Origin of the sequence: Streptomyces turgidiscabies Car8 (genome assembly GCF_000331005.1) — a bacterium.
GTDB classification, from domain to species: Bacteria; Actinomycetota; Actinomycetes; order Streptomycetales; family Streptomycetaceae; genus Streptomyces; species Streptomyces turgidiscabies.
The window spans coordinates 1-19,896 of the sequence record NZ_AEJB01000189.1; the positions used below are offsets into that span (position 1 = coordinate 1).

Annotated in this window: 17 protein-coding genes and 1 pseudogene; 12 read left to right on the plus strand and 6 right to left on the minus strand. The window is 70.1% G+C overall.

What is annotated here, in order from left to right; all coding sequences use genetic code 11:
- The first annotated feature begins 21 nt into the window (after positions 1 to 21).
- The 5 genes and pseudogenes from STRTUCAR8_RS11625 to STRTUCAR8_RS11645 all read left to right on the plus strand — a co-directional run bounded on the left by STRTUCAR8_RS11625 (position 22) and on the right by STRTUCAR8_RS11645 (position 5,683).
- Complete coding sequence (locus STRTUCAR8_RS11625; RefSeq protein ID WP_063748515.1) at positions 22 to 414, plus strand: TadE/TadG family type IV pilus assembly protein; 393 nt, start codon at positions 22 to 24, stop codon at positions 412 to 414.
- Between the two features lie 153 nt (positions 415 to 567).
- Positions 568 to 1,467, plus strand: a pseudogene (locus STRTUCAR8_RS11630) (carbohydrate ABC transporter permease); the annotation flags it as partial.
- Positions 1,464 to 2,375, plus strand: coding sequence for a carbohydrate ABC transporter permease (locus tag STRTUCAR8_RS11635; RefSeq protein WP_006375856.1), 912 nt, complete (start codon positions 1,464 to 1,466; stop codon positions 2,373 to 2,375). The pseudogene STRTUCAR8_RS11630 and the gene STRTUCAR8_RS11635, both read left to right, overlap by 4 nt.
- A 34-nt stretch (positions 2,376 to 2,409) precedes the next feature.
- Complete coding sequence (locus tag STRTUCAR8_RS11640; RefSeq protein ID WP_006375872.1) at positions 2,410 to 4,422, plus strand: beta-galactosidase; 2,013 nt, start codon at positions 2,410 to 2,412, stop codon at positions 4,420 to 4,422.
- A gap of 121 nt (positions 4,423 to 4,543) precedes the next feature.
- A complete protein-coding gene (locus STRTUCAR8_RS11645) occupies positions 4,544 to 5,683 on the plus strand; it encodes a hypothetical protein (RefSeq protein WP_044472047.1) in 1,140 nt (379 codons plus the stop codon).
- Positions 5,684 to 5,688: 5 nt separating this feature from the next.
- Here the strand turns inward: STRTUCAR8_RS11645 and STRTUCAR8_RS11650 are convergent, their stop codons facing one another.
- Together STRTUCAR8_RS11650 and STRTUCAR8_RS11655 are read right to left on the minus strand one after the other, a co-directional pair.
- The gene (locus tag STRTUCAR8_RS11650) at positions 5,689 to 6,024 is read right to left on the minus strand and encodes a hypothetical protein (RefSeq protein ID WP_143666685.1); all 336 of its coding nucleotides are present in this window, start codon (positions 6,022 to 6,024) and stop codon (positions 5,689 to 5,691) included.
- The gene (locus STRTUCAR8_RS11655; protein ID WP_044472048.1) at positions 6,021 to 6,899 is read right to left on the minus strand and encodes a hypothetical protein; all 879 of its coding nucleotides are present in this window, start codon (positions 6,897 to 6,899) and stop codon (positions 6,021 to 6,023) included. Before STRTUCAR8_RS11655 ends, STRTUCAR8_RS11650 begins: the two co-directional genes overlap by 4 nt.
- 441 nt (positions 6,900 to 7,340) lie before the next feature.
- On the opposite strand from STRTUCAR8_RS11655, the gene STRTUCAR8_RS11660 reads away from it, so the two are divergent.
- The 4 genes from STRTUCAR8_RS11660 (at position 7,341) to STRTUCAR8_RS11675 (ending at position 10,593) form a co-directional block, all read left to right on the plus strand.
- Positions 7,341 to 8,363, plus strand: a complete 1,023-nt coding sequence (locus STRTUCAR8_RS11660; RefSeq protein ID WP_006375859.1) for an alpha/beta fold hydrolase — start codon at positions 7,341 to 7,343, stop codon at positions 8,361 to 8,363.
- A 201-nt stretch (positions 8,364 to 8,564) separates the two neighbouring features.
- Positions 8,565 to 9,149 carry a hypothetical protein gene (locus tag STRTUCAR8_RS11665; protein WP_234372763.1) on the plus strand — a complete coding sequence of 195 codons (585 nt, stop codon included), beginning with the start codon at positions 8,565 to 8,567 and terminating at the stop codon, positions 9,147 to 9,149.
- Positions 9,150 to 9,351: 202 nt separating this feature from the next.
- Positions 9,352 to 9,951, plus strand: a complete 600-nt coding sequence (locus tag STRTUCAR8_RS11670; protein ID WP_006375870.1) for a TetR/AcrR family transcriptional regulator — start codon at positions 9,352 to 9,354, stop codon at positions 9,949 to 9,951.
- Positions 9,952 to 10,140: 189 nt separating this feature from the next.
- Positions 10,141 to 10,593 carry a DUF5707 domain-containing protein gene (locus tag STRTUCAR8_RS11675; protein ID WP_006375861.1) on the plus strand — a complete coding sequence of 151 codons (453 nt, stop codon included), beginning with the start codon at positions 10,141 to 10,143 and terminating at the stop codon, positions 10,591 to 10,593.
- 189 nt (positions 10,594 to 10,782) lie between these two features.
- Here STRTUCAR8_RS11675 and STRTUCAR8_RS11680 read toward each other — a convergent pair whose 3' ends face one another.
- Positions 10,783 to 11,454 (minus strand): isochorismatase family protein, encoded by a 672-nt coding sequence (locus STRTUCAR8_RS11680; protein WP_006375864.1) that lies wholly within the window; start codon positions 11,452 to 11,454, stop codon positions 10,783 to 10,785.
- Complete coding sequence (gene rutA / locus STRTUCAR8_RS11685) at positions 11,451 to 12,533, minus strand: pyrimidine utilization protein A (RefSeq protein ID WP_006375863.1); 1,083 nt, start codon at positions 12,531 to 12,533, stop codon at positions 11,451 to 11,453. Before rutA ends, STRTUCAR8_RS11680 begins: the two co-directional genes overlap by 4 nt.
- 261 nt (positions 12,534 to 12,794) lie before the next feature.
- Here rutA and STRTUCAR8_RS11690 point away from each other — a divergent pair, with 261 nt between their 5' ends.
- Positions 12,795 to 15,758: a SpoIIE family protein phosphatase gene (locus STRTUCAR8_RS11690; protein WP_006375858.1), complete on the plus strand. Its 2,964-nt coding sequence runs from the start codon at positions 12,795 to 12,797 to the stop codon at positions 15,756 to 15,758.
- 88 nt (positions 15,759 to 15,846) lie between these two features.
- Here the strand turns inward: STRTUCAR8_RS11690 and STRTUCAR8_RS11695 are convergent, their stop codons facing one another.
- Positions 15,847 to 16,773 (minus strand): calcium-binding protein, encoded by a 927-nt coding sequence (locus STRTUCAR8_RS11695; RefSeq protein WP_006375867.1) that lies wholly within the window; start codon positions 16,771 to 16,773, stop codon positions 15,847 to 15,849.
- A 237-nt stretch (positions 16,774 to 17,010) separates the two neighbouring features.
- Here STRTUCAR8_RS11695 and STRTUCAR8_RS11700 point away from each other — a divergent pair, with 237 nt between their 5' ends.
- Complete coding sequence (locus tag STRTUCAR8_RS11700) at positions 17,011 to 18,132, plus strand: hypothetical protein (protein WP_052350875.1); 1,122 nt, start codon at positions 17,011 to 17,013, stop codon at positions 18,130 to 18,132.
- On the opposite strand, the gene pdxR is transcribed toward STRTUCAR8_RS11700, so the two are convergent.
- Positions 18,119 to 19,549 carry a MocR-like pyridoxine biosynthesis transcription factor PdxR gene (pdxR, locus tag STRTUCAR8_RS11705; RefSeq protein ID WP_006375857.1) on the minus strand — a complete coding sequence of 477 codons (1,431 nt, stop codon included), beginning with the start codon at positions 19,547 to 19,549 and terminating at the stop codon, positions 18,119 to 18,121. The genes STRTUCAR8_RS11700 and pdxR overlap by 14 nt on opposite strands.
- Before the next feature lie 95 nt (positions 19,550 to 19,644).
- Between pdxR and STRTUCAR8_RS52440 the strand changes: the two genes are divergently transcribed.
- Positions 19,645 to 19,860: a hypothetical protein gene (locus tag STRTUCAR8_RS52440; RefSeq protein WP_006375871.1), complete on the plus strand. Its 216-nt coding sequence runs from the start codon at positions 19,645 to 19,647 to the stop codon at positions 19,858 to 19,860.
- The last annotated feature ends 36 nt before the right edge of the window (positions 19,861 to 19,896 follow it).

Here is a 19,896-nt window from a genome sequence, read left to right on the forward strand (position 1 = left end):
GCCCGGTGGAACAGGTGGGACCTGGGTGACCGGGGCCTGTCCACCGTCGAGGTGGTGATCCTCGCTCCGGTCATGATCATGTTCATTCTGGTGCTGGTCGCCTTCGGGCAACTGGTCGACGGACGCGGGGCGCTCGACGGAGCCGCGCGGGACGCGGCTCGGGCCGGATCGATCCAGAAGGATCACGCGACGGCGATCGCGGAGGCCAGGAGGGCGGCGGAGGCCGACCTCACGGACGTCTGCTCCGGCCCGGTCACGGTGACCCAGACCAGCGCCGGATTCGAGCCCGACACCATTTTCTCGGTCCAGGTGAGTTGCGAGGTTCGAGGCCTGGCGATGCTCGGCCTGGACATCCCGACGACTCTGACGGCGACATTCAGCTCACCGCTGGACCCGTTCCGGAGGACAGTGTGACGCTGAGACCGAGGGTGCCCTCTGCCGTACGCGACTGGTCCGAGCGTCGCTGGGCCCGCCTGGCGGACCGTCTGGACGACAGAGGCTCGGGCGCCGGTGCCGTGACCCCCGGGCGGTACCCGCACCCCCTCGTCCCCGGCGAGCCGAAAGCCGCCCTACGGCCACCGCCGACTGCTGACCCGCAAGGACAGGGTCGCCCTCGGCTTCATGGCGGGCCTGCCGACCTTCCTGCACGTCGCCCTGGTGTGGGTGACGGCGTTCGCCTCGGTCGCGCTGGCCTTCACCACCTGGGACGGCATCGGCTTCGGCTCCATCAAGTGGGTCGGGCTGCAGAACTTCCGTGAACTCTTCGACAGCAACCCGCAGTTCTGGCCCGCCGTCCAGCACAACATCATCTGGTTCGTCGTCCTCATCGCGATCCCGACCCCGCTGGGCCTGTTCCTGGCCGTGCAGCTGGACAAGAACATCCGGTTCAGCCGGGTCTACCAGACGGCGTTCTTCCTGCCGGTCGTGGTGTCGCTGGCGGTCACCGGTTTCGTCTGGCAGCTGGTCTACAACCCGGACACGGGCCTGATCAACAGCCTGATCGGCGCCAACAAGCCCGGCCACTACATCGACTGGATCGGTGACCCGGACCTCAACCTGTGGGCCGTGCTCGTCGCAGCCTGCTGGCGGCACACCGGCTACATGATGATCCTCTACCTGGCCGGTCTCAAGGGTGTCGACCCGTCACTGCGCGAGGCCTCCTCGCTGGACGGTGCCAACGAGTGGCAGACGTTCAAGAACGTCATCTTCCCCACCCTCCGACCCACCAACACCATCGTCCTGGTCGTCACGATCATCGAGTCGCTGCGCGCCTTCGACCTCGTGTACGTCTTCAACGGTGGTGCCCAGGGCACCGAGTTGCTGTCGATCCTCGTGACCAACAACATCATCGGCGAGTCGAGCCGGATCGGTTACGGATCCGCCATCGCCGTCGTCCTGCTGGTGATCTCGCTCGTCGTGATCATCCCGTACCTGATCAGCACCTTCCGGAAGGAGCGGCGGGCATGAGCGCTCCCACCCTGGCCACACGGCGACCCGCGAACGGGGCCGCGAAGGGGCGCGCCCCCGTCCGCCCCGCCCGCGTGCTGCTGCACGTCTTCCTCATCACCATGTCCCTGGCCTGGCTCGCGCCACTGCTGTGGGCGATGTACGCGGCCTTGCGCCCGTACGCCGAGACCAGCACCAAGGGCTATGTCTCGTGGCCCGACAAGCTGAGCCTCGACAACTTCACCAACGCGTTCACGCAGTCGGACATGCTCCACTACTTCGGGAACACGCTGATCATCGCCATCCCGGCGGTGCTGCTGACGCTGTTCCTGTCGTCGATGGTCGCCTTCTACGTCAGCCGCTTCGACTTCCGCATCAACCTGTTCCTGCTGCTCGTCTTCACGGCCGGCAACCTGCTCCCCCAGCAGGTCATCATCACCCCGCTGTACCGCATGTACCTGCTCATCGACCTGCCCGGGATCACCGCCTCGGGCAAGTTGTACGACTCCGCCCTCGGGCTCGTCCTCATCCACATCGCGTTCCAGTCGGGGTTCTGCGCGTTCGTCCTCGCCAACTACATGCGGATGCTCCCGCACGAGCTGACGGAGGCCGCGCTGGTCGACGGCGCGTCGGTGTGGCGGATGTACTGGCAGATCGTGCTGCCGCTGTGCAAGCCCGCGATGGCGGCTCTGGGCACCCTGCTCTCCATCTGGATCTACAACGACTTCTTCTGGGCGATCGTCCTCATCTCCACCGGCGAGAACATGCCGATCACCTCGGCCCTCAACAACCTCTCCGGCCAGTACTTCACCGACCCCAACCTGGTCGCGGCAGGCGCGCTGCTGACCGCGATCCCCACCCTGATCGTGTACTTCACACTCCAGCGCCAGTTCGTCAGCGGTCTGACCCTGGGCGCCAACAAGGGCTGACGCTCGTCTCCGCGAGAAAACAGGAAGTTGACCGATGAAGCGCGAACTCGCTGTCCCCGGTATCGCGTACGGGGGCGACTACAACCCCGAGCAGTGGCCCGAGGAGGTCTGGGCCGAGGACATGCGCCTCATGCGTGAGGCCGGGGTCACCATGGTCAGCGTCGGCATCTTCTCCTGGGCACTGCTCGAACCGGCCGAGGGCGTCTACGACTTCGCCCGCATGGACCGCCTCCTCGACCTCCTCCACGAGAACGGCATCGCCGCCGACCTCGCGACCCCGACAGCGGCCCCGCCCGCCTGGTTCTTCCGCGCCCACCCCGAAGCCCTCCCGGTGGACAAGGACGGACGGCGCCTGTTCTACGGCAGCCGCCAGACGTTCTGCCCCTCCAGCCCCGCCTACCGCGAAGCCGCCCTGCGCATCGCCGGAGCACTGGCGGAGCGGTACGCCGACCACCCGGCCGTCGCCATGTGGCACGTCCACAACGAATACGGCTGCCACAACCCCGCCTGCTACTGCGACGAGAGCGCGGAGGCCTTCCGCACCTGGCTGCGCGCACGCTACGGGGACGACCTCGCGGCGCTGAACGACGCCTGGGGCACCACCTTCTGGAGCCAGTGGTACTACGACTGGGCCGAGATCATCCCGCCCCGCGCGACCGGCGCCGTCCCCAACCCCACCCACCAACTCGACTGGCGCCGTTTCTGCAGCGACGAGTTGCTGTCGCTGTACAAGGCGGAGAGGGACGTGCTGAGGGCGGCGGCACCTGCCACCCCCGCCACCACCAACTTCATGGTGATGTACAACTTCGACGCCCTCGACTACTGGCGCTGGGCCCCGGAGTTGGACGTCGTCGCCAACGACCACTACCTCCGCTCGACCGACCCCGAGTCGGAGATCGACATCGCGCTGAGCGGCGATCTGATGCGGTCGCTCGCGGGCGGGCCCTGGTTCCTGATGGAGCACTCCACGGGCGCGGTGAACTGGCAGCCGGTCAACAGGGCGAAGACGGCGGGGGAGTTGCGCCGCAACGCCCTCGCGCATGTCGCCCACGGCGCGGACGGTATCGCGTACTTCCAGTGGCGGGCGGCGAAGGCGGGAGCCGAACAGTGGCACTCGGCGATGCTTCCGCACGCCGGCACGGACAGCCAGATCTGGCGGGACGTGGTGGAACTGGGCGCGGATCTACGGGCGTTGGCGGAGGTACGCGGCAGTACGGGCACGGCGTCGGTGGCCATCGTCTGGGACTGGAACGCCCGTTGGGCACTGGAACTCCCCTCCCAGCCGAGCGGCGAACTCCGCTTCCTTGACCTCGTACGGGACTGGTACGAGCCGCTGTGGCGGGCAGGCGTGGCGGTGGACTTCGTACGGCCGGACGCGGAGTTGGAGGGGTATCAGCTGGTACTCGTTCCCTCCCTGTACCTGGTCGACGACGAGGGCGCGGCGAACCTCACGGGCTTCGCGGAGCGCGGCGGTACGCTTGCCGTCGGCTTCCACAGCGGTGCCGTGGACGCCAACTGCCATGTACGGCTGGGTGGTTACCCCGGGGCGTTCCGGGAGGCCCTGGGGGTACGGGCGGACGAGCTGTTCCCCTTGCTGCCGGGCGAGGAGGTCGGGCTCGGCGGCGGCAGTACCGGGTCGCTGTGGTCGGAGCGGCTGCGGCTGGAGGGCCCGGGTGCGGAGGCGGTGCTGTCGTACACGGACGGTCCGTTGACCGGTGTCCCGGCGGTGACGCGCAACTCGCTGGGCGCGGGCGCCGGTTGGTACCTGGCGACCCGGCCGGACGCGTCGACGCTGGGCGCGCTGCTCGCCCGTATGTGCGCGGAGGCGGGTGTCGAGGGGGTGCGGGCGACTCCGGCGGGGGTCGAGGCGGTGCTGCGACGGGGCGCCGACGCGGACTTCCTGTTCCTCATCGATCACGCGGGCGGCGGAGCCGAGGTCGCGGTGGCGGAGGGAGCGACCGAACTCCTCACCGGGGAGGCTCTGAGCGGCGGTTCGGTGCGGGTCGCGCCGGGCGGGGTGGCGGTCGTACGGGAGCCGCGGCGATAGCCAGACCGCCCCGAGGCCCTGACGGCCCGACGCCCCAATGGGTCTGCTTCGATGCCCTCTTGATGAGGTGTCAGGTCGGCTCATACGCTGCTCTCCTGGATGGTTGACCAGGGGGGCAGCATTGGCCACGTCCGACGAAGAGATGCTCCGGGCCGTCGAGAGCTACCTCTCCGGACGCGGCAACCCGGTACGACTGGTGGCTCCCGGCACGGCCGAGCTGTCCCGGCGGCCGTTGCTCGACTTCCGGATCGAGCGGCGGTTCGAGGAGCGGCGCGAGGGCGTGCCTCGGCAGATGCCGGGAAAGAAGCTGAGGCAGATCTCCAAGCGGCCGACCTACACCGACCTCGCCACGCATGTCGTCCCGGTGCCCCCTGGCTTCGCCTCCTCACCGCCGGTGGAACTGGTGTTGGCCGGCTCGGTCGCCGAGGTTCCGTGCGTGGACTGCGAGGGTGGCAAACAGGGCTGCGTGTCGTGCGGCGGGCACGGCAGACAGGACTGCGTCCAGAAGGTGACGTGCACCGGCTGCGGGGGAGGAAGCGGAGGCAGGGGCGGGGGTAAGGGTGGGGGCAAGGGCGGACCTGAGACGTGCCTGAGCTGCGGCGGCTCGCGCACGGCCGGCGGTCCGCGCAACCGGCCGCCGTCCCGGAACGCCGTGGGGCAGCGCGTACAGTGCGCGCGCTGCGGCTCGCACAACGCGGCCTGTCCCAGGTGCGCCGGACGCCGGACGATGGACTGTCCCGCCTGCGACGGGACGGGACTGCGTCCCTGCGACAGCTGCGGTGGCTCGAAGAACGTCGCGCACGAGGAGTGCAAGGGCACAGGGTTCGTCACCACCTGGTCGGAGGCGGTCATCACGCACCCCGTCGCCGCCGACCGGGAGAGGGACCCGGCCCCCGCCCACCTCTGGTGGCCGACCTACCGCAGAGGCGACTGGCGCGACACCCCGCTGCGGGACGTCACGGACAAACTGCCGACCGACCTGGAGGACACCCACCGCGCCCGTGTCGAACCCCACCTGGCCCGCAAACAGGGCGAGGTACGACGCCGAGCGACCCTCCGCCGTCTCCCCCTCGCCCGCGTGACCGTCAACTCCGATGCGGACTGGGTGTACTTCGCGTTCCCCGACCGGTCGGAAGCCGACGCCATCAAGGTCGTACGGCGCCCTTCGCGCCCGCAGGTCGTCCGCCTCGCGAGCATCGTGTCGGCGGCGGTCGTGATCGGCGTACTCATTACGGTGCTGCTCATGACGACGACCAGCTGAGCGCACTACTCGGCGTCGAAGATCTCCGCAGCGGAACCGACGGTGAGGGCGCGGGTGAGCCAGGTGCGCAGGAGGCCGAGGTCGCCGCAGCTGGTGATCCGCTCGCGGGCTTCGTCGGGCACGCGGATGCCGCGTTGTTCCAGGACGAGCAGTATGGCGGCGGCCTGCCCTTGGGCGATGCCTTCCTCCCGGCCTTCCTCGCGGCCTTGGTCCCGGCCTTCGCTCCGCCCTTCGTCGCGGATTTCTTCGGCGATGAAGGACTTGTAGAAGGAGAGGTCCACGGCCACCAGTTTCCTCCAGAGCTTCCTGGCCGGGCTGTCGCCCAGCACTTGTGCGATCAACGGTGAGGTTCGTGCGGTCGGCGGCAGTCGCCGCAGTTGCCCGGCTCCGGGGAGCGGAAGGCACGGTCGCAGTTGTCGCAGTTCCGGAGGGGGTGCCGGACGGGGGATGGGCCGGCGGGTGCGCGGAGCGGTGGTGGGGGCGGGAGTTGGGCGGCGAGGCGGTGGGCCAGGAGGGCGGCCGGGCGGCGTAGGTCCTCGGGTGGCAGGCCGGTGGTGAGGGCCTCCTGTACGGCGGTCGGGGTGAGGTCGCGTTCCAGCCAGGCGGCGGCTCCGGGCGCCAGGTGCTCCACGTCGGTGGTGGACAGCAGCAGGCGGGGGTCGTGGCGGCGGAGGCCGGTGAGGAGGTCGACGGCGGTCTGGAGGAGACCCGGTCCCTTGTACGAGGGCTGCGGTACGGCGGGCAGGGCGCGGCGCGGAGGCTTATGCGCCGGGGCGGGCCGTCGGGACGGGGACCTGGACGCGTCGTCCGCTGCGGTGCTGCCCCGGTGTCCGGGGCGGTTGCAGGAGACCGTGCGGGTGACGATGTGCCCGGCGGAGGTGCGTTCGCGGGACCGGCGCAGGTAGCCGTGGACCTCCAGCTCGCGCAGGGCGGCGGCGATACGGGCCGACCCCTCAGGGAAGCGGGCGGTGAGCGTCTTGATGTCGACGCGGGCACCGGGCGGCAGCGACTGGATGTGGACGCTCAGTCCGATGGCGAGCAGCGACAGCGCGGGGTGCTGGGCGAGGTGGTTGCCGATCACCGTGAAGCGGTCGTTGTGGCGGGCGTTGTCGTGGACGACGCCGGAAACGCCGGAACTGGGGCCCCGGTGAGGGTGGTTTTTGCCTGCGGTACGGGGTGGGGCGCACGGGGGCGCGCTAGGGTTTTGAGTATCCATCGGGAAGGTCTGCTTCCTTGGTGGTCAGGCCCTCGCAGTGGGATGCCAGTCCCGGCGAGGGCCGTCGTATGTCCGCCGTCAGCGGTTGTCTTTGGTGGTCTGTGGTGGTGCTGCTGCGCTGAGCGTAAGGCAGGCAACCAGGCACATATCCACCTGAGTTGGTGATGTTCACTCGGGCGAGTGAGTTTGCGCGGAAGCGGCTGTCGTCGCCGCTCCGGCGGACGGGAGGGAAGGTGGGGCTTGGTGGGTTTCTTTCTCTCCCACGTTTCTTTGGAAGAGCGCGGGGCCCGCCTGAGCACACGTCACCGGAACGCACGTTTCCGCGCTCCGGTGCACCGGTTTGCCGAACCGGCAACAGACCTCGCGTACGACCGGCCCCCACCGCACGATTGCCGGTGACGGCTGACACGCCGCCCATCGACGACGTACGGAGGCCTTCCCGTGCCGAACCCACCCCCGCATCCACCCCCGAACCCCCTCGCACACCCGCTCACCCACCGCCTCGTGCCCTCCCCCGCCGGCCGTATCCACCTGGTCGAACAGGGCACCGGCCCGCTGGTCCTGCTGGTGCACGGCTTCCCGGAGTCCTGGTACTCCTGGCGACACCAACTCCCGGTCCTGGCCGCCGCCGGATACCGTGCCGTCGCCATCGACGTACGCGGCTACGGCCGTTCCTCGCGCCCCGAGGTGACGAGCGCGTACCGGATGCTCGACCTGGTCGACGACAACGTCGCCGTCGTGGACGCCCTCGGGGAGAGTTCCGCGGTACTGGTCGGTCACGACTGGGGCGCGACGATCGCGGCGACCTCCGCTCTGGTCCGCCCGGACGTGTTCAGCGCGGTCGCCCTGCTGAGCGTGCCGTACAGCCCACCCGGCGGGCCCCGGCCCAGCGAGGTCTTCGCGCGAATCGGGGGCGAGGAGGAGGAGTTCTACGTCTCCTACTTCCAGGAGCCCGGCCGGGCCGAGGCGGAGATCGAACCCGACGTACGCGGCTGGCTGGCAGGCTTCTACGCCGCCCTCTCCGCCGACACCATGCCCCGACCCGGCGCCCCGGACCCGCACTTCGTGACGCGCGGCGGCCAGGGGACCCTGCGGGAGCGCTTCCCCCGAGGCCATCTTCCGTCTTGGCTCACCGACCACGAACTCGACTTCTACGCAGGGGAGTTCGAGCGCACGGGTCTGACCAGCGCCCTGGCTCGCTACCGGAACATGGACCGCGACTGGGAGGACCTGACGAACGGCGGCCACACCGGCGCCCCGATCACCCAGCCGTCCCTGTTCATCGGCGGCTCCCTGGACGCCTCCACCACCTGGCTGGCCGACGCGATCAACGCCTACCCGACCACCCTCCCGGCCCTCACCGCCTCCCACATCCTCGAAGGCTGCGGCCACTGGATCCAACAGGAACGCCCGGAGGAGACGAACGGGCTGCTGGTGGACTGGCTCAAGTCTGTTTCCGCGTAAGGGGATCCAGGGATAGGCGTAGATCGACGATCCGGAGGTCGGCCCCTGGGCGAGAGTGGACCCCAGACCGCCCAGCGAGGAACTGCACCGGCACCTCGATCTCGCCGGGGTGGCGGGACCCCTATGAAGCCATCTCAATTGGTCCGGTGGCACGCCTGAATGTGGGTGGCAGGGGGGAGGGCTGTGTCGCATGATCACGCCATGACGAGTCCGGCCTCCTTCCGGGACCAGACCAACTGGTCCGATGGCTACTACGAGCTGGCCATAGAGGTCGGGTCGAGTGACGATGCCCGACTTCAAGCCGTACTGAGTGCCCTGTGGTCCGCCGCGGACGTGCACGGGTGCTTCGGGCGGAGAGACCGTGAACCTGAGGAGCAGGATGCCGTGCCCTGCACAATTGGTTCATTGACCGCGTTCGGGCATCTCCACGGGCAGGTCCGGCTGGCGACAGGCCAACTGGTCGTCTGCGGTTGTGTGGCGATCCGGGGCGGTGATGAAAGCAGCGACTGGCTGGACTTTTACGTCCCGGTGGGCGCGCTGGGCAACGCCGGTCTGGCCTACGGGGACGGTCGGCCCTTCTTCAGATCCGACGTGATGGACGACTGGCTGGCTGCCATCGGCAAGGAGACGTTCACCAGAGCGGCCTTCAGCTTGGGGGCCGTCGGGTTCGAGGTCTCCGGCTGCTCGGACGCTGCAACCCTGGCAGGCCAGATGCCGCAGGAGCGGGACATCGGATACCTGATTCCCGTAGATGGCGCCCTCCACTACGGGGCCGCCAACACCTGAGTGCCCGCGCGGCTCCTCTCGGACTCCAGTCTGCGGTAGCAGATGATGGCGCAGGCGATGCTCGCCAGGCGAGGAAGTGAGCGGCTTTGCGTTCGTAGCGGCGGTGGAGTCGGCGGCAGTCGTACAGACCCCGGGTCGGTTCAGCAACCCGCGCTGCCCGCGCTGCCCGCGCTGCCCGCGCTGTCGGCACTGGAGGAGTCGTATGCCCGAGCGCAAGCCCCGTGAGGATGCCGCCCGTAACCGGGAGGCCGTTCTCGCGGCGGCCGACCTTCTCTTCGCTCGCGGCGAGGGGTCCGACGACGTCACCATGGCGGACGTCGCGGCAGCAGCCGGCGTCGGCAAGGGGACGCTCTTCCGTGCCTTCGGCGACCGCGCCGGGCTGCTTCGCGTCCTGTACGAGGCGCGGCTCGAACCGGTCAGGGAGGCCGTCGAGACCGGCCCGCCGCCGCTGGGGCCCGCCACGCCGCCGAGGCAGCGCGTGCCCGCTCTGCTCGACGCCCTCCTGTGCTTCAAGCTCGACAACCGCCGCCTCGCGCTGGCCCTGGAGGACGGCGGGAGCGGCGGCAGTCCCTACGGGGCGGAGCACTACGCGCGGTGGCACGGCCTGCTCCGGTCGGTGCTGGACCAGATCCCCGGCCTGACCACCGACAGCGAGTTCACCGCTCACGCCCTGCTCGCCGCCGTCCGGGCCGACCTTGTCGAGCACCTGGCCGGGCAGGAGGGCATGCCGTACGAGGTGATGCGCGCCCAGTTGGCGAACCTCACCGCGAGAGTCCTGGGCGCTGGTTCCGACAGGAGGTGAGGCCGATCCCGCGCCTTCGCCCTCACCGCCGAACATCCTTTACTCAGACCGGAGTTGAGTACGTGTACTCATACCCGGCGGCTGCCGGGCGGCCAGGATTAGGGCAACGGAGCGGCCGGGAAAGCCGGTCCGGTCCAGCTGATCCAGCCGGACCAGCCGATTCAACTGATCCTGACAGGGGAAAATCTCATGGCGCGTCGTACCGTTCTCGCCGTTACCGCTGGTGTCGTCGTCCTCGGTGGTGCCGGAGCCTTCGCCCTCGCCTACGCCGGGGAGCAGCCTCCGTCGGTCGCGCACAGCGCCGCCAGTTTCGTGGCCCCGGTCGGCGACCGTGCCGGTTCGCTGACCTTCACCACTGACGTCACGGCGTCCTCCGGTGTCAAGAGCGTGAAGGTGCTGGCCTGGCCGGCGAACTCGGAGTTCGCCAAGAAGGGCCTGACCGCCAAGGACATGGCCTCCGTGGAGTCGGCCGTGTGCAAGCCGTCCGGTGGCGACACCGTGCACTGCACCTACAAGGTCCCCGTCACCCGCACCGACGCCGAGACGTCCGAGCGTGGTGTGTGGCACGTCGCGGTCCTGGCCACCTCGAAGGACGGCGACACGAAGCTGGTCACCGAGGCCGCCGACTTCAACGTCGCGTGATCCTGGTCGCGTGATCCGATGGGCCGGTGACGTTCGACGTGGCTCGCATGTGCCCCCCGCCAGAGGCCGACAGGGCCCAACTGGTGCATTCCATACGGGACTTCCTCTCACCGGTGGACCCCGAGACCGGACACATCGCGTGACTCCGGCAGGGGGCGTGCCCACGTCGGCGCACGCCCCCTTCCCCTGTCACATCCCGCCCGGTGACAGGTACTCCGCCACCTGCCCCATCCCCCAGACCTCGCCGATCTTGTGCCGGATGTCGAACAGGTTCGCCGTGTGGACCCCCGCGTCCCGGTCCCCCACGGCCTCCTCGACCACCACCGGAACGAACCCGTGCTGCATGGCGTCGAGCGCGGTGGCCCGTACGCAGCCGCTGGTCGTCAGGCCGGCGATGAGGACGGTGTCGATGCCGTGGGAGGTGAGGTACGTGGACAGGGGCGTGCCGAAGAAGGCGCTCGGGTACTGCTTCGTCACCGTCAACTCCCCTTCTGTGGGCGCCAGTCCGTCGATGAACTCGCCGTACGGGCTGCCCGCCACGAACGCTCGCAGGCTCGGCACCTTGCGGAAGAAGACGCCTCCGTCGCTGCCGTCGGGGCGCAGGACGACGCGCGTCACGATCACCGGGATCCCGGCCCGCCGGGCGACGGACAGCAGCCCCCTCATCGCCTCGGCGGCGCCCTCCGCGCCCGCCCCCGCATACAGGGGGCAGGCCGGATCGACGTACGCCCGGGCCGGGTCCACGAGGAGGAGGGCGGGGGAGGTGCCGGGGGTCAGCCGGCCGTCGAGACCGGCGCTCCGGTAGTCGGCCTCCGCAGCCTCCGCCGCGCCCGCCCCACCGGTTCCCGGAGCCGGAGTCACGTCGAACTCCCCCTCCCCGCCCGGCACTTCATCAGCGGCTGGATGCGCGTACCGAAGTTCTCCAGGCCCTCCAGGAAGTCGTCGAAGACCAGCATGATGCCCTTGGTGCCGTCCACCTCGGCGACCTCGTCGAGCATCCGCGCCACGCTCTCGTACGAGCCGACCAGTGTCCCCATGTTGAAGTTGACCGCGCCCTCGGGCAGCGCGATCGTGCGCGCCGTCGACGTACCCGTGGACGTCGTGTCCGCATCCGTCTCACCGGCCATGTACGCCAGCGCCGCCCGGTCGGCGTTGTCGTGGTAGTCCTGCCACTTGGCCTGGGCCGCTGCGTCGGTCTCGGCCGTGATGATCATGAAGAGGGAGAGGGCGCCCACGTCCCGGCCGGTGCGCTCGGCCTCCTCCACCAGCGTCGCCGTGCTGCCCGCCAGGGCCGTCGGGGTGTTGACACCGCTGCCCAGGATGAAGTTGTACTCCGCGTGCTCCGCGGCGAACTTCATGCCGGTGCCGCTCTGACCGGCCGCGACGATGTCGATGTGCCCGTCCGCCGGGCGCGGGGAGAGGACGCAGTCGTCCATCTCGTAGAACTCGCCCTTGAAGTTGCTGACGCCGTCGCGCCACAGGTCCTTCATCACGGTGACGTACTCGACGGCGCGGGCGTAGCGGTTGCCGAAGTGGTCGTCGCCGGGCCACAGGCCCATCTGGGAGTACTCGCCGGGGGCCCAGCCCGTCACGATGTTGATGCCGAAGCGGCCGGGGGCGATCGAGTCGACCGTGACGGCCATGCGCGCGACGATCGCCGGAGGCAGCGCCAGGATGGGGGTGGAGGCGTAGAGCTTGATGCGGTCCGTGACCGCCGCCAGGCCCGCCATCAGCGTGAACGACTCCAGGTTGTGGTCCCAGAACTCCGTCTCGCCGCCGAAGCCCTTCAGCTTGATCATGGAGAGGGCGAAGTCCAGGTCGTGGGCCTCCGCCTTCTGCACGATCGCCTTGTTGAGGTCGAAGCTCGGCATGTACTGGGGTGCGCTCTTCGAGATCAGCCAGCCGTTGTTGCCTATGGGGATGAAGACGCCGATGTCCATGCCACTCCTTGAGACGGATCCTCTGAGAGGGAGCTCTGAGGCGGATCCTCGGGTGTGAAGTACTTGCCAGTCAGTTACGTTCAAATCTCAACTGTCCTTCAACGGCACGCTACATGGCCCTTATGACGATGGAATGTCACACAACCTGCCCTGGAATCACGCTTGTTGCTGCCTCGACGGCCAGTGAAGGTGACCGGAGGTGAACGTGAGATTCCTGCAAAGTCTCGCTTGAGGTGCCATTCGAACGGTAAAACTTCAAGTATGAACGCACGGCTGGCACTGCTCGGCTCGGTGGACCCCGGTGTCGCTGAGAGCGAGGTCTTCCGGCTGGCCCTTCAGCACGCGGTGGCGGAGCTGGGCGCGCTCGGGGGGACGATCCACCTCCGGGGCCCCATGTCGGCCCTGCGGCTGGTGTCGGCCACCGGACTGCCCACGGCCCTCACCGGCCCCTGGGAGATCATCGACCAGGAGGGCCCGCTGGCCCCCGCCCGCGCCCTGTACGAGGACCACCACCACGGCCGTGGGGTGTGGATACCCGGGGCGGCGGACGAACGCGCCGACCCCACCGTCCCCATCTGCCCGTCGAGCGCGCCCATCCCCGGCAGCGGACTCGCCGCCGTGCCCGTCATCCGCCGGGACCGCAGCATCGGCGCCCTCACCGTCATCACGGGTGACCGCGGCGAACCGACCCCCGCCCACTGGCGGTTCCTGCGGGCCGTCGTCGCCTGGACCGAGGAACGGATGGTCCAGGCGCCCCCGCCGGCCGGTCCCGTGCACTCGGAGATGAGCGGTGACCGGCTGCGCCAGGCGCTGAAGGAGGTCCGGGTCGGGTCCTGGGACTGGCACATCGCCAACGGTGAGCTGATCTGGGACGAAGCCGCGATGGAGCTGTACGGCACCCGCCCCGAGGAGTACACCGCCCGCGTCGAGAACTGGATGCGCTGCGTCCACCCCGACGACCTCGCACCGACCCTCGCACTCGTCGACCAGGCCATCCGCGGCCGCACGGTGTTCGAGGCCGAATACCGCGTACGGGGCCTGGACGGCACGTACGGCTGGCACCAGGCGCGCGGCCGGGCGACGTACGACGAGAACGGCGAGCCTCTGCGCCTGATCGGGATGGGCTGGGACAGCAACGAGTCGCGGACCGCCCGGGACGCGCTCAGCCGCGCCCTGCGGCACATGAGCGACGGGTTCCTCGCGGTCGACGACACCTGGCGGGTCACCTTCGCCAACCTGGAGGCCGAACGCACCCTCGGCCTCTCCGAGGCGGAGCTGTTCGGGCGGGTCCTGTGGGACCTGCCGACCGTGCGGGAGGTGCCCGATCTGGAGCGGCGCTGCCGGAAGGCCGCCGCCGAGGACAGGTCGGTCGGTTTCGACATACGCCTGCCCGGCACCGGTCGTCTCCACCACCTGCGACTGGTCCCGGGCCCCGACGGCCGCACCCTCTACGTCCAGGACGTCACCGAGAAGCGGCGGCACGAGGAGGAACGCCGGGCCGCCGAGCGCGACGCGTCCGAACGCGCCGCGCGAATAGCCGAGTTGACCGCGGCGCTCGCCAAGGCGACGACCTCGCGGGACGTCGTCGACGCGGTCGGCCGGCGCGTGATGCCGCCGTTCGCCGCCGCCGGCCTCATCGTCCAGACCATCGAGCACGACCATCTGTACACCGTCGGAGCCATCGGCTACACCGACGAATTCCTCGCCAGGATCAGCAACAGCCAGCTGACGTCGGGCTGGCCCAGCTGGGACGTGATCACCAGCGAGACCCCCGCGTTCTTCTCCTCCCCGGAGGAGTTCGCCGCCCACTATCCCAACCTGGCCGACCTGCCCGAGCGCAGCGGCAAACAGTCGTGGGCGTTCCTGCCGCTGACCGCGTCCGGCCGCACCTTCGGAGTCTGCTCGGTCAGCTTCGACAGCCCCCGCAGCCTCACCGACGAGGAACGCACCCTCCTCACCACGATCAGCGCCCTCGTCGCCCAGGCCCTGGCCCGGGCCCGTCTCTACGACGCCGAGCACAGCCGCTCCCGCGAACTCCAACGCGGCCTGCTGCCACGCGAGTTGCCCGACCTGCCCGCGTGCACGGCCGCCGCCCGCTACCTCCCCGCCACCCAGGGCACGGACGTCGGCGGCGACTGGTACGACATCATCCCGCTCTCCGGCGGCCAGGTCGCCCTCGTCGTCGGCGACGTCATGGGCCACGGCCTGCCCCAGGCGGCCACCATGGGCCGGCTGCGCACCGCCGTCCACACCCTCGCCGATCTCGAACTGCCCCCCGACGAGATCATGAGCCACCTCAACGACATCGTCGGCAACATGGGCGAGGAGTCGTACGTCACCTGTCTGTACGCCCTCTACGACTCCATCACCCAGACCTGCTCCATCACCCGCGCCGGCCATCCCCCGCCGGCGGTCGTACACCCCGACGGCACGGTGTACTTCCCGGCCCTCACCGCCGACCCGCCCCTCGGCGCGGCCGAACCACCCTTCGAGACCGTCGAGTTGAAGGTCCCCGAGGGCAGCCTGCTGGTGCTGTACACGGACGGTCTGGTCGAGTCGTCCGAACGGGAGATAGACGAGGGCATGGGCCAGCTCGCCCGCCTGTTAAGAGGTGCGTACGAGGCCGGGACGGAAGGGGACCTCGAAGGACTCTGCGACACGCTCACCGCGGGCCTGCTCCCCGCCGAGCAGCCGAACGCCGACGACGCGGCTCTGCTCGTCGCCCGACTGCACGCCCTGACCGGCGACCGGGTCGCCTCCTGGCCGCTGCCCGAGGACCCCAGGGCGGCAGGCCAGGCCCGTCGCCATGTCCGCGAACAGCTCTCGGTCTGGGGCCTGGACGACCTCACGCCCACCACGGAACTCCTGGCCAGCGAGCTGGTCGGCAACGTCGTACGGCACGCCAAGGGACCCGTCCAACTCCGGCTGCTGCACGGCGCCGAGCTGATCTGCGAGGTCTTCGACGGCAGCCTCACGATGCCGCGCATCCGCCGGGCGACCGAGACGGATGAGGGAGGCCGTGGGCTTCAGTTGATCACCGCTCTGTCCCAGCGGTGGGGGACGCGCTACACACCTACCGGCAAGTGCATCTGGACGGAGCAGGCGCTGCTTCCTCCGGAGGACGGGCGGGGTGAAGCGCCGTCGGAGGGGCTGGAGTTGATGTTCCTGAACGCGGGGGACTTCGATGACATTCCCGAGTTGAGAGGGCTCGGCGATCTGAACTGAGCCCTCTCGCCGGGTATTCGGGTCCCCGCAGGTCGGTGGGGGCTGGTCGCGCGGTTCCCCGCGCCCCTGAAAGGGGCGCTCGCCGGCCCTAGTTCTGGTAGACCTTGTTGGTTCCCGGGCCGCCCGAGAGGGTGTCCTTGCCCGCGCCGCCGTGCAGGACGTCGTTGCCGCTGTTGCCGTAGAGCGTGTCGTTGCCCTTCTCGCCGTAGAGGGTGTCGTTGCCCTGCTCGCCGTACAGGCGGTCGTTGTCGTTGCCGCCGTACAGACGGTCGTTGCCCTTGCCGCCGTAGAGGAAGTTGGCGCCCGCCTGTCCGTGCAGGACGTCGTTTCCGTCGTCGCCGAACAGCGAGTTCTCGTTGCCGTCCGGGTCGGTGCTGCCGGTGAGTGTGTCGTTGCCGGCGCCGCCGTGGCACGCGACCGAGCACCCGGTGAAGACGTCGTTCCCCGCGCCGCCGTACGCCCCGGCGCCCCAGATGCCACCTCCGCCGACGAGCCGGTCGTTGCCGTCCTGGCCGTAGAGAACCTCGGAACTGGTGCCTGTCAGCACGTCGTTGCCCTTGCCACCGTAGATCGTGGCGTACGCGCTGCTGTTGGCGGCGATCGTCACGGTGTCGTTGCCGTCGCCCAGGTCGACGTCGTAGTCGTCGGAGTCGTCGGAGCCCAGCGGGATGCCGACCGCGCAGCGCGCGACCGTGTGGTCGTCCGCCGACGGGTACACGCACTCGTCCTGGGCCGCCGCCGCCGCGTCGATGGAGATGGGGGCGCGGTCGCGGAAGGTGAGGATGTAGTAGGCGTCGAACTCGTTCTCGCGGGTCTCAATCTTCACGGAGACCGTCAGCCGGTTGGCCTGCCCGGCGTTCGCCTTGTACCAGAGCTCGCCGTCCGTGTGGCGCAGAGAGCCGGCGTTCGGCGTGGCCGCCTGGGCGGTGGAGGCCGTGAGCGCCGCCGAGCCCAGGGCGAGAGTGAGAGCGAGGGCGGTGGTCGCAACGGTGGCGATCCTTCTCTGTGCACGCATGGTGAAGCAGCCCCTTCGAGGGAGTGGCGTCGTGGGTTCTGGCCAACTCTTAGACGACGGGCCCGGGTTGGGGGTTGTACCGGAAACTCGAATGGTGCCCCATCGGGCAGGAATCGCGGCGAATCACTGTTCCGGAGCGAACCCACCCGGCCGTTCCACCCTCTGTAGAGATAGCAGAGGTAATAGAGGTAGAGGGGGATCGAGCGCGGAAGGGGTCGGGAGAGACACGTGCCGGTCATGGGCCAGCGGACGCACCTCGTACTGCTCACCGCCTGGACGATCCTGTGGTTCGCCTTGGTCGAGCCGCACGGCGGGTTCTCCTGGCACTATCTGCGCACCGGCGGGGAGCTGATCTACGAGAGCCCGGAGAGCTCCGACGGCGGCCTGAACCTGTACGCCCATCACCCCGAACTCCAGATGGGGCCCGTCAGTTTCCTGGCGGCCGGCCTGCTGAATCCTTTCTCCGAACCGGTCGGACAGTTCCTGGCCGCCGCCGTGATGTCCCTGCTCGGCCTGGTGATCCTGGTGGTGGCCGGCCGCAGCGCCGCCCAGTACTTCCTGGGCACCGGCACCAACCACCAGCGGCTGCGGCAGCGCGTGCTGATCGCGGGCCTCGCCTTCATCCCGATGTGGATCGAGGTCGCGGTCCGCTTCGGCCACCTCGACGACGTCCTGGCGCTCTTCTTCACCGCCCTGGCCGTACGTTCCCTCACGAGAGGCGACGCGGCGGCGACCGGCGTCATGCTCGCCCTCGCCGTGGACTCGAAGCCGACCGCGCTCGCCTTCCTCCCCCTTCTCCTGGCCCTGCCGAGGGACCGGTGGCCGCGCGCGGCACTCTGGTGCGCCGGCCTGGTCGCGGTCGTCTGGCTGCCGTTCTTCCTCGGCGCCCCGCACTCGTTCGCCGCCGCCGAGTTCGTCATCCCCAACCAGCCCGCGTCCGCGCTGCGCCGCCTCGGCGTCGGCGATCCGGTGACCCCGCCCTGGGTACGGCCCGCGCAGGCCGCGGCGGGCGTGGCGCTGGGCTGCGTCGCGGTGTGGCGGGGACGCTGGCCCGCCGTCGTCCTGCTCGGCGCCAACGCCCGCATCGTCCTCGACCCCAGCGTCTTCACGTACTACACGGCCTCGGTCCTCCTGGGCACCCTGCTGTGGGACGTGATCGGGCAGCGCCGGCTGGTGCCCTGGTGGAGCTGGATCGCGCTGATCACCCTGTACGGCAGCGTCTTCGCGGTGCCCGACGACGCGGCCCGGGGCCTGGTCCGCCTGGGCTTCGTCACCGTCTCGACGGCGTACGTCCTGTTCTGGCCGGTACGGGACCGGCGGCGCAGACCCGCCGCCGTGCACGCGGTCACCCTCGGGTGACGTGCGCGCCCGCGCTCTCCTCGATCGCCTCCCGCAGACGCCGTACCGCCTCCTCCACCGCGTTGTCGGCGAGGTTGCCGTAGCCCAGGACCAGGCCGTGCTCGGTCCGCGCGGCCGTTGCGTGGTAGGCGGTCAGCTCGGCGACGAGCAGCGAGCGGGAGGCCGCCGCTCTGACCACGGCCGCCGTGTCCACGGTGGCGGGCAGACGGAGGATGAGGTGGAGGCCGGCCGCGATGCCGGTGACCGGGGCGTCGGGCAGTTGCGTCGCGAGGGACCGGACGAGGGTGTCGCGGCGCCTGCGGTAGCGCTGGCGGCAGGCGCGCAGGTGGCGGTCGTAGGCGCCCGACTCCAGCAGGGCGGCGAAGGCGAGCTGGTCCAGCGTCGGGGGCTGGGTCGCCACCTGGTCGGCCTCGTGCAGGTGCGCGGTCCAGCGCGGCGGCGCCACGATCCAGCCGATACCGAGCGCCGGCGAGAGGATCTTGCTGAGCGACTTGAACAGGACGACCCGGGACGGGTCCATACCCTGCAACGCCGCGACCGGTCGGCGGTCGTAACGGAACTCGGCGTCGTAGTCGTCCTCCAGTACGACGCCGTCCACCCGGCGGGCCCAGTGCAGCAGGGCCGCACGCCGCTCGGGGACGAGCACACTCCCCAGCGGAAACTGGTGCGCGGGGGTCGTCAGCACGGCCCGGAGGCCCGCGTGTCCGGCGAGGTCCTCGGTGCGCAGGCCGCCGGCGTCCGTCGGGACGGGCACCGGGTCGAGGCCCGCGGCGCGGATGACCTCACGCAGCCGGGTCCAGCCGGGCTCCTCGCAGCCGACGGCGGTGATGCCCTGTGCCCGCAGCGTGTGGCAGACGCGCCGTACGCCGTCGGTCACGCTCGTGCACACCGTCACGTCCCGCGGGCCGGCGACGACGCCCCGGGAGCGGCCCAGGTACTCGGCGAGCAGCCGCCGCAGCCGGGGGTGACCGCCGGCCGCCGGGTAGCCGAGCTCCGTGAACTCGGCGGTGGTCACCTGCGCGCGGACGGCGTCGGCCCACCGGCGGCGCGGAAACGCGCGCAGGTCCGGCAGACCGGGCGCGAGGTCGAAGCGAGCCGCGGGAGCCTGTGGGGCGGGGCGGCGAGGCGCGCCGGCGTCCGGGGTGTTCGACCAGCACACCCGCGTGGCGGAGCCCGTCCGGGCCTCCAGATATCCCTCGGCGACGAGCTGTCCGTACGCCTCGGTCACCGCCCAGCGCGAACAGCCGAGGTCGGCTGCCAGCTGCCGACTGGGCGGCAGCGCGGTGCCGACCTCGACACGGCCCTCCCTGATCGCCGCGCGCAGCGCCCGTTTCACCCGCTCGTGGAGCGGTCCGTCGCCGGGCCGGCCCAGCTGGAGCAGGAGATCCCCGGCCAGATTGGTCTGTGATACCCGCATGCCATTGGACAGTAGCAGCGAGCCGTTTCTCGCTAACTTCGAGTGTGTACGAGAGCGACACCAACCGAGTACGCAGCAGACGTGAGGAGCAAGTCGTGGCATCTGTGAGGCGATCGACGCAGACCGAGGCTCATCCGTTGTTCGTCGGCGTGTTCGCCGACTGGCACGCCAAGGCCGGCGCCATGTCGGCACTCCCGAACGCACCTGTCGTACCGGAAGAACCCCGGCGGCGACGGCCCGCGTCGCGGTGGCTGCGGCGCCGGGAGATCGACTGGCCCCGCGCCCGCCGACAGCTGACCGTGGACGGCTGACACCTACTGGCGACAGATGACAGCTACATAAGGCTG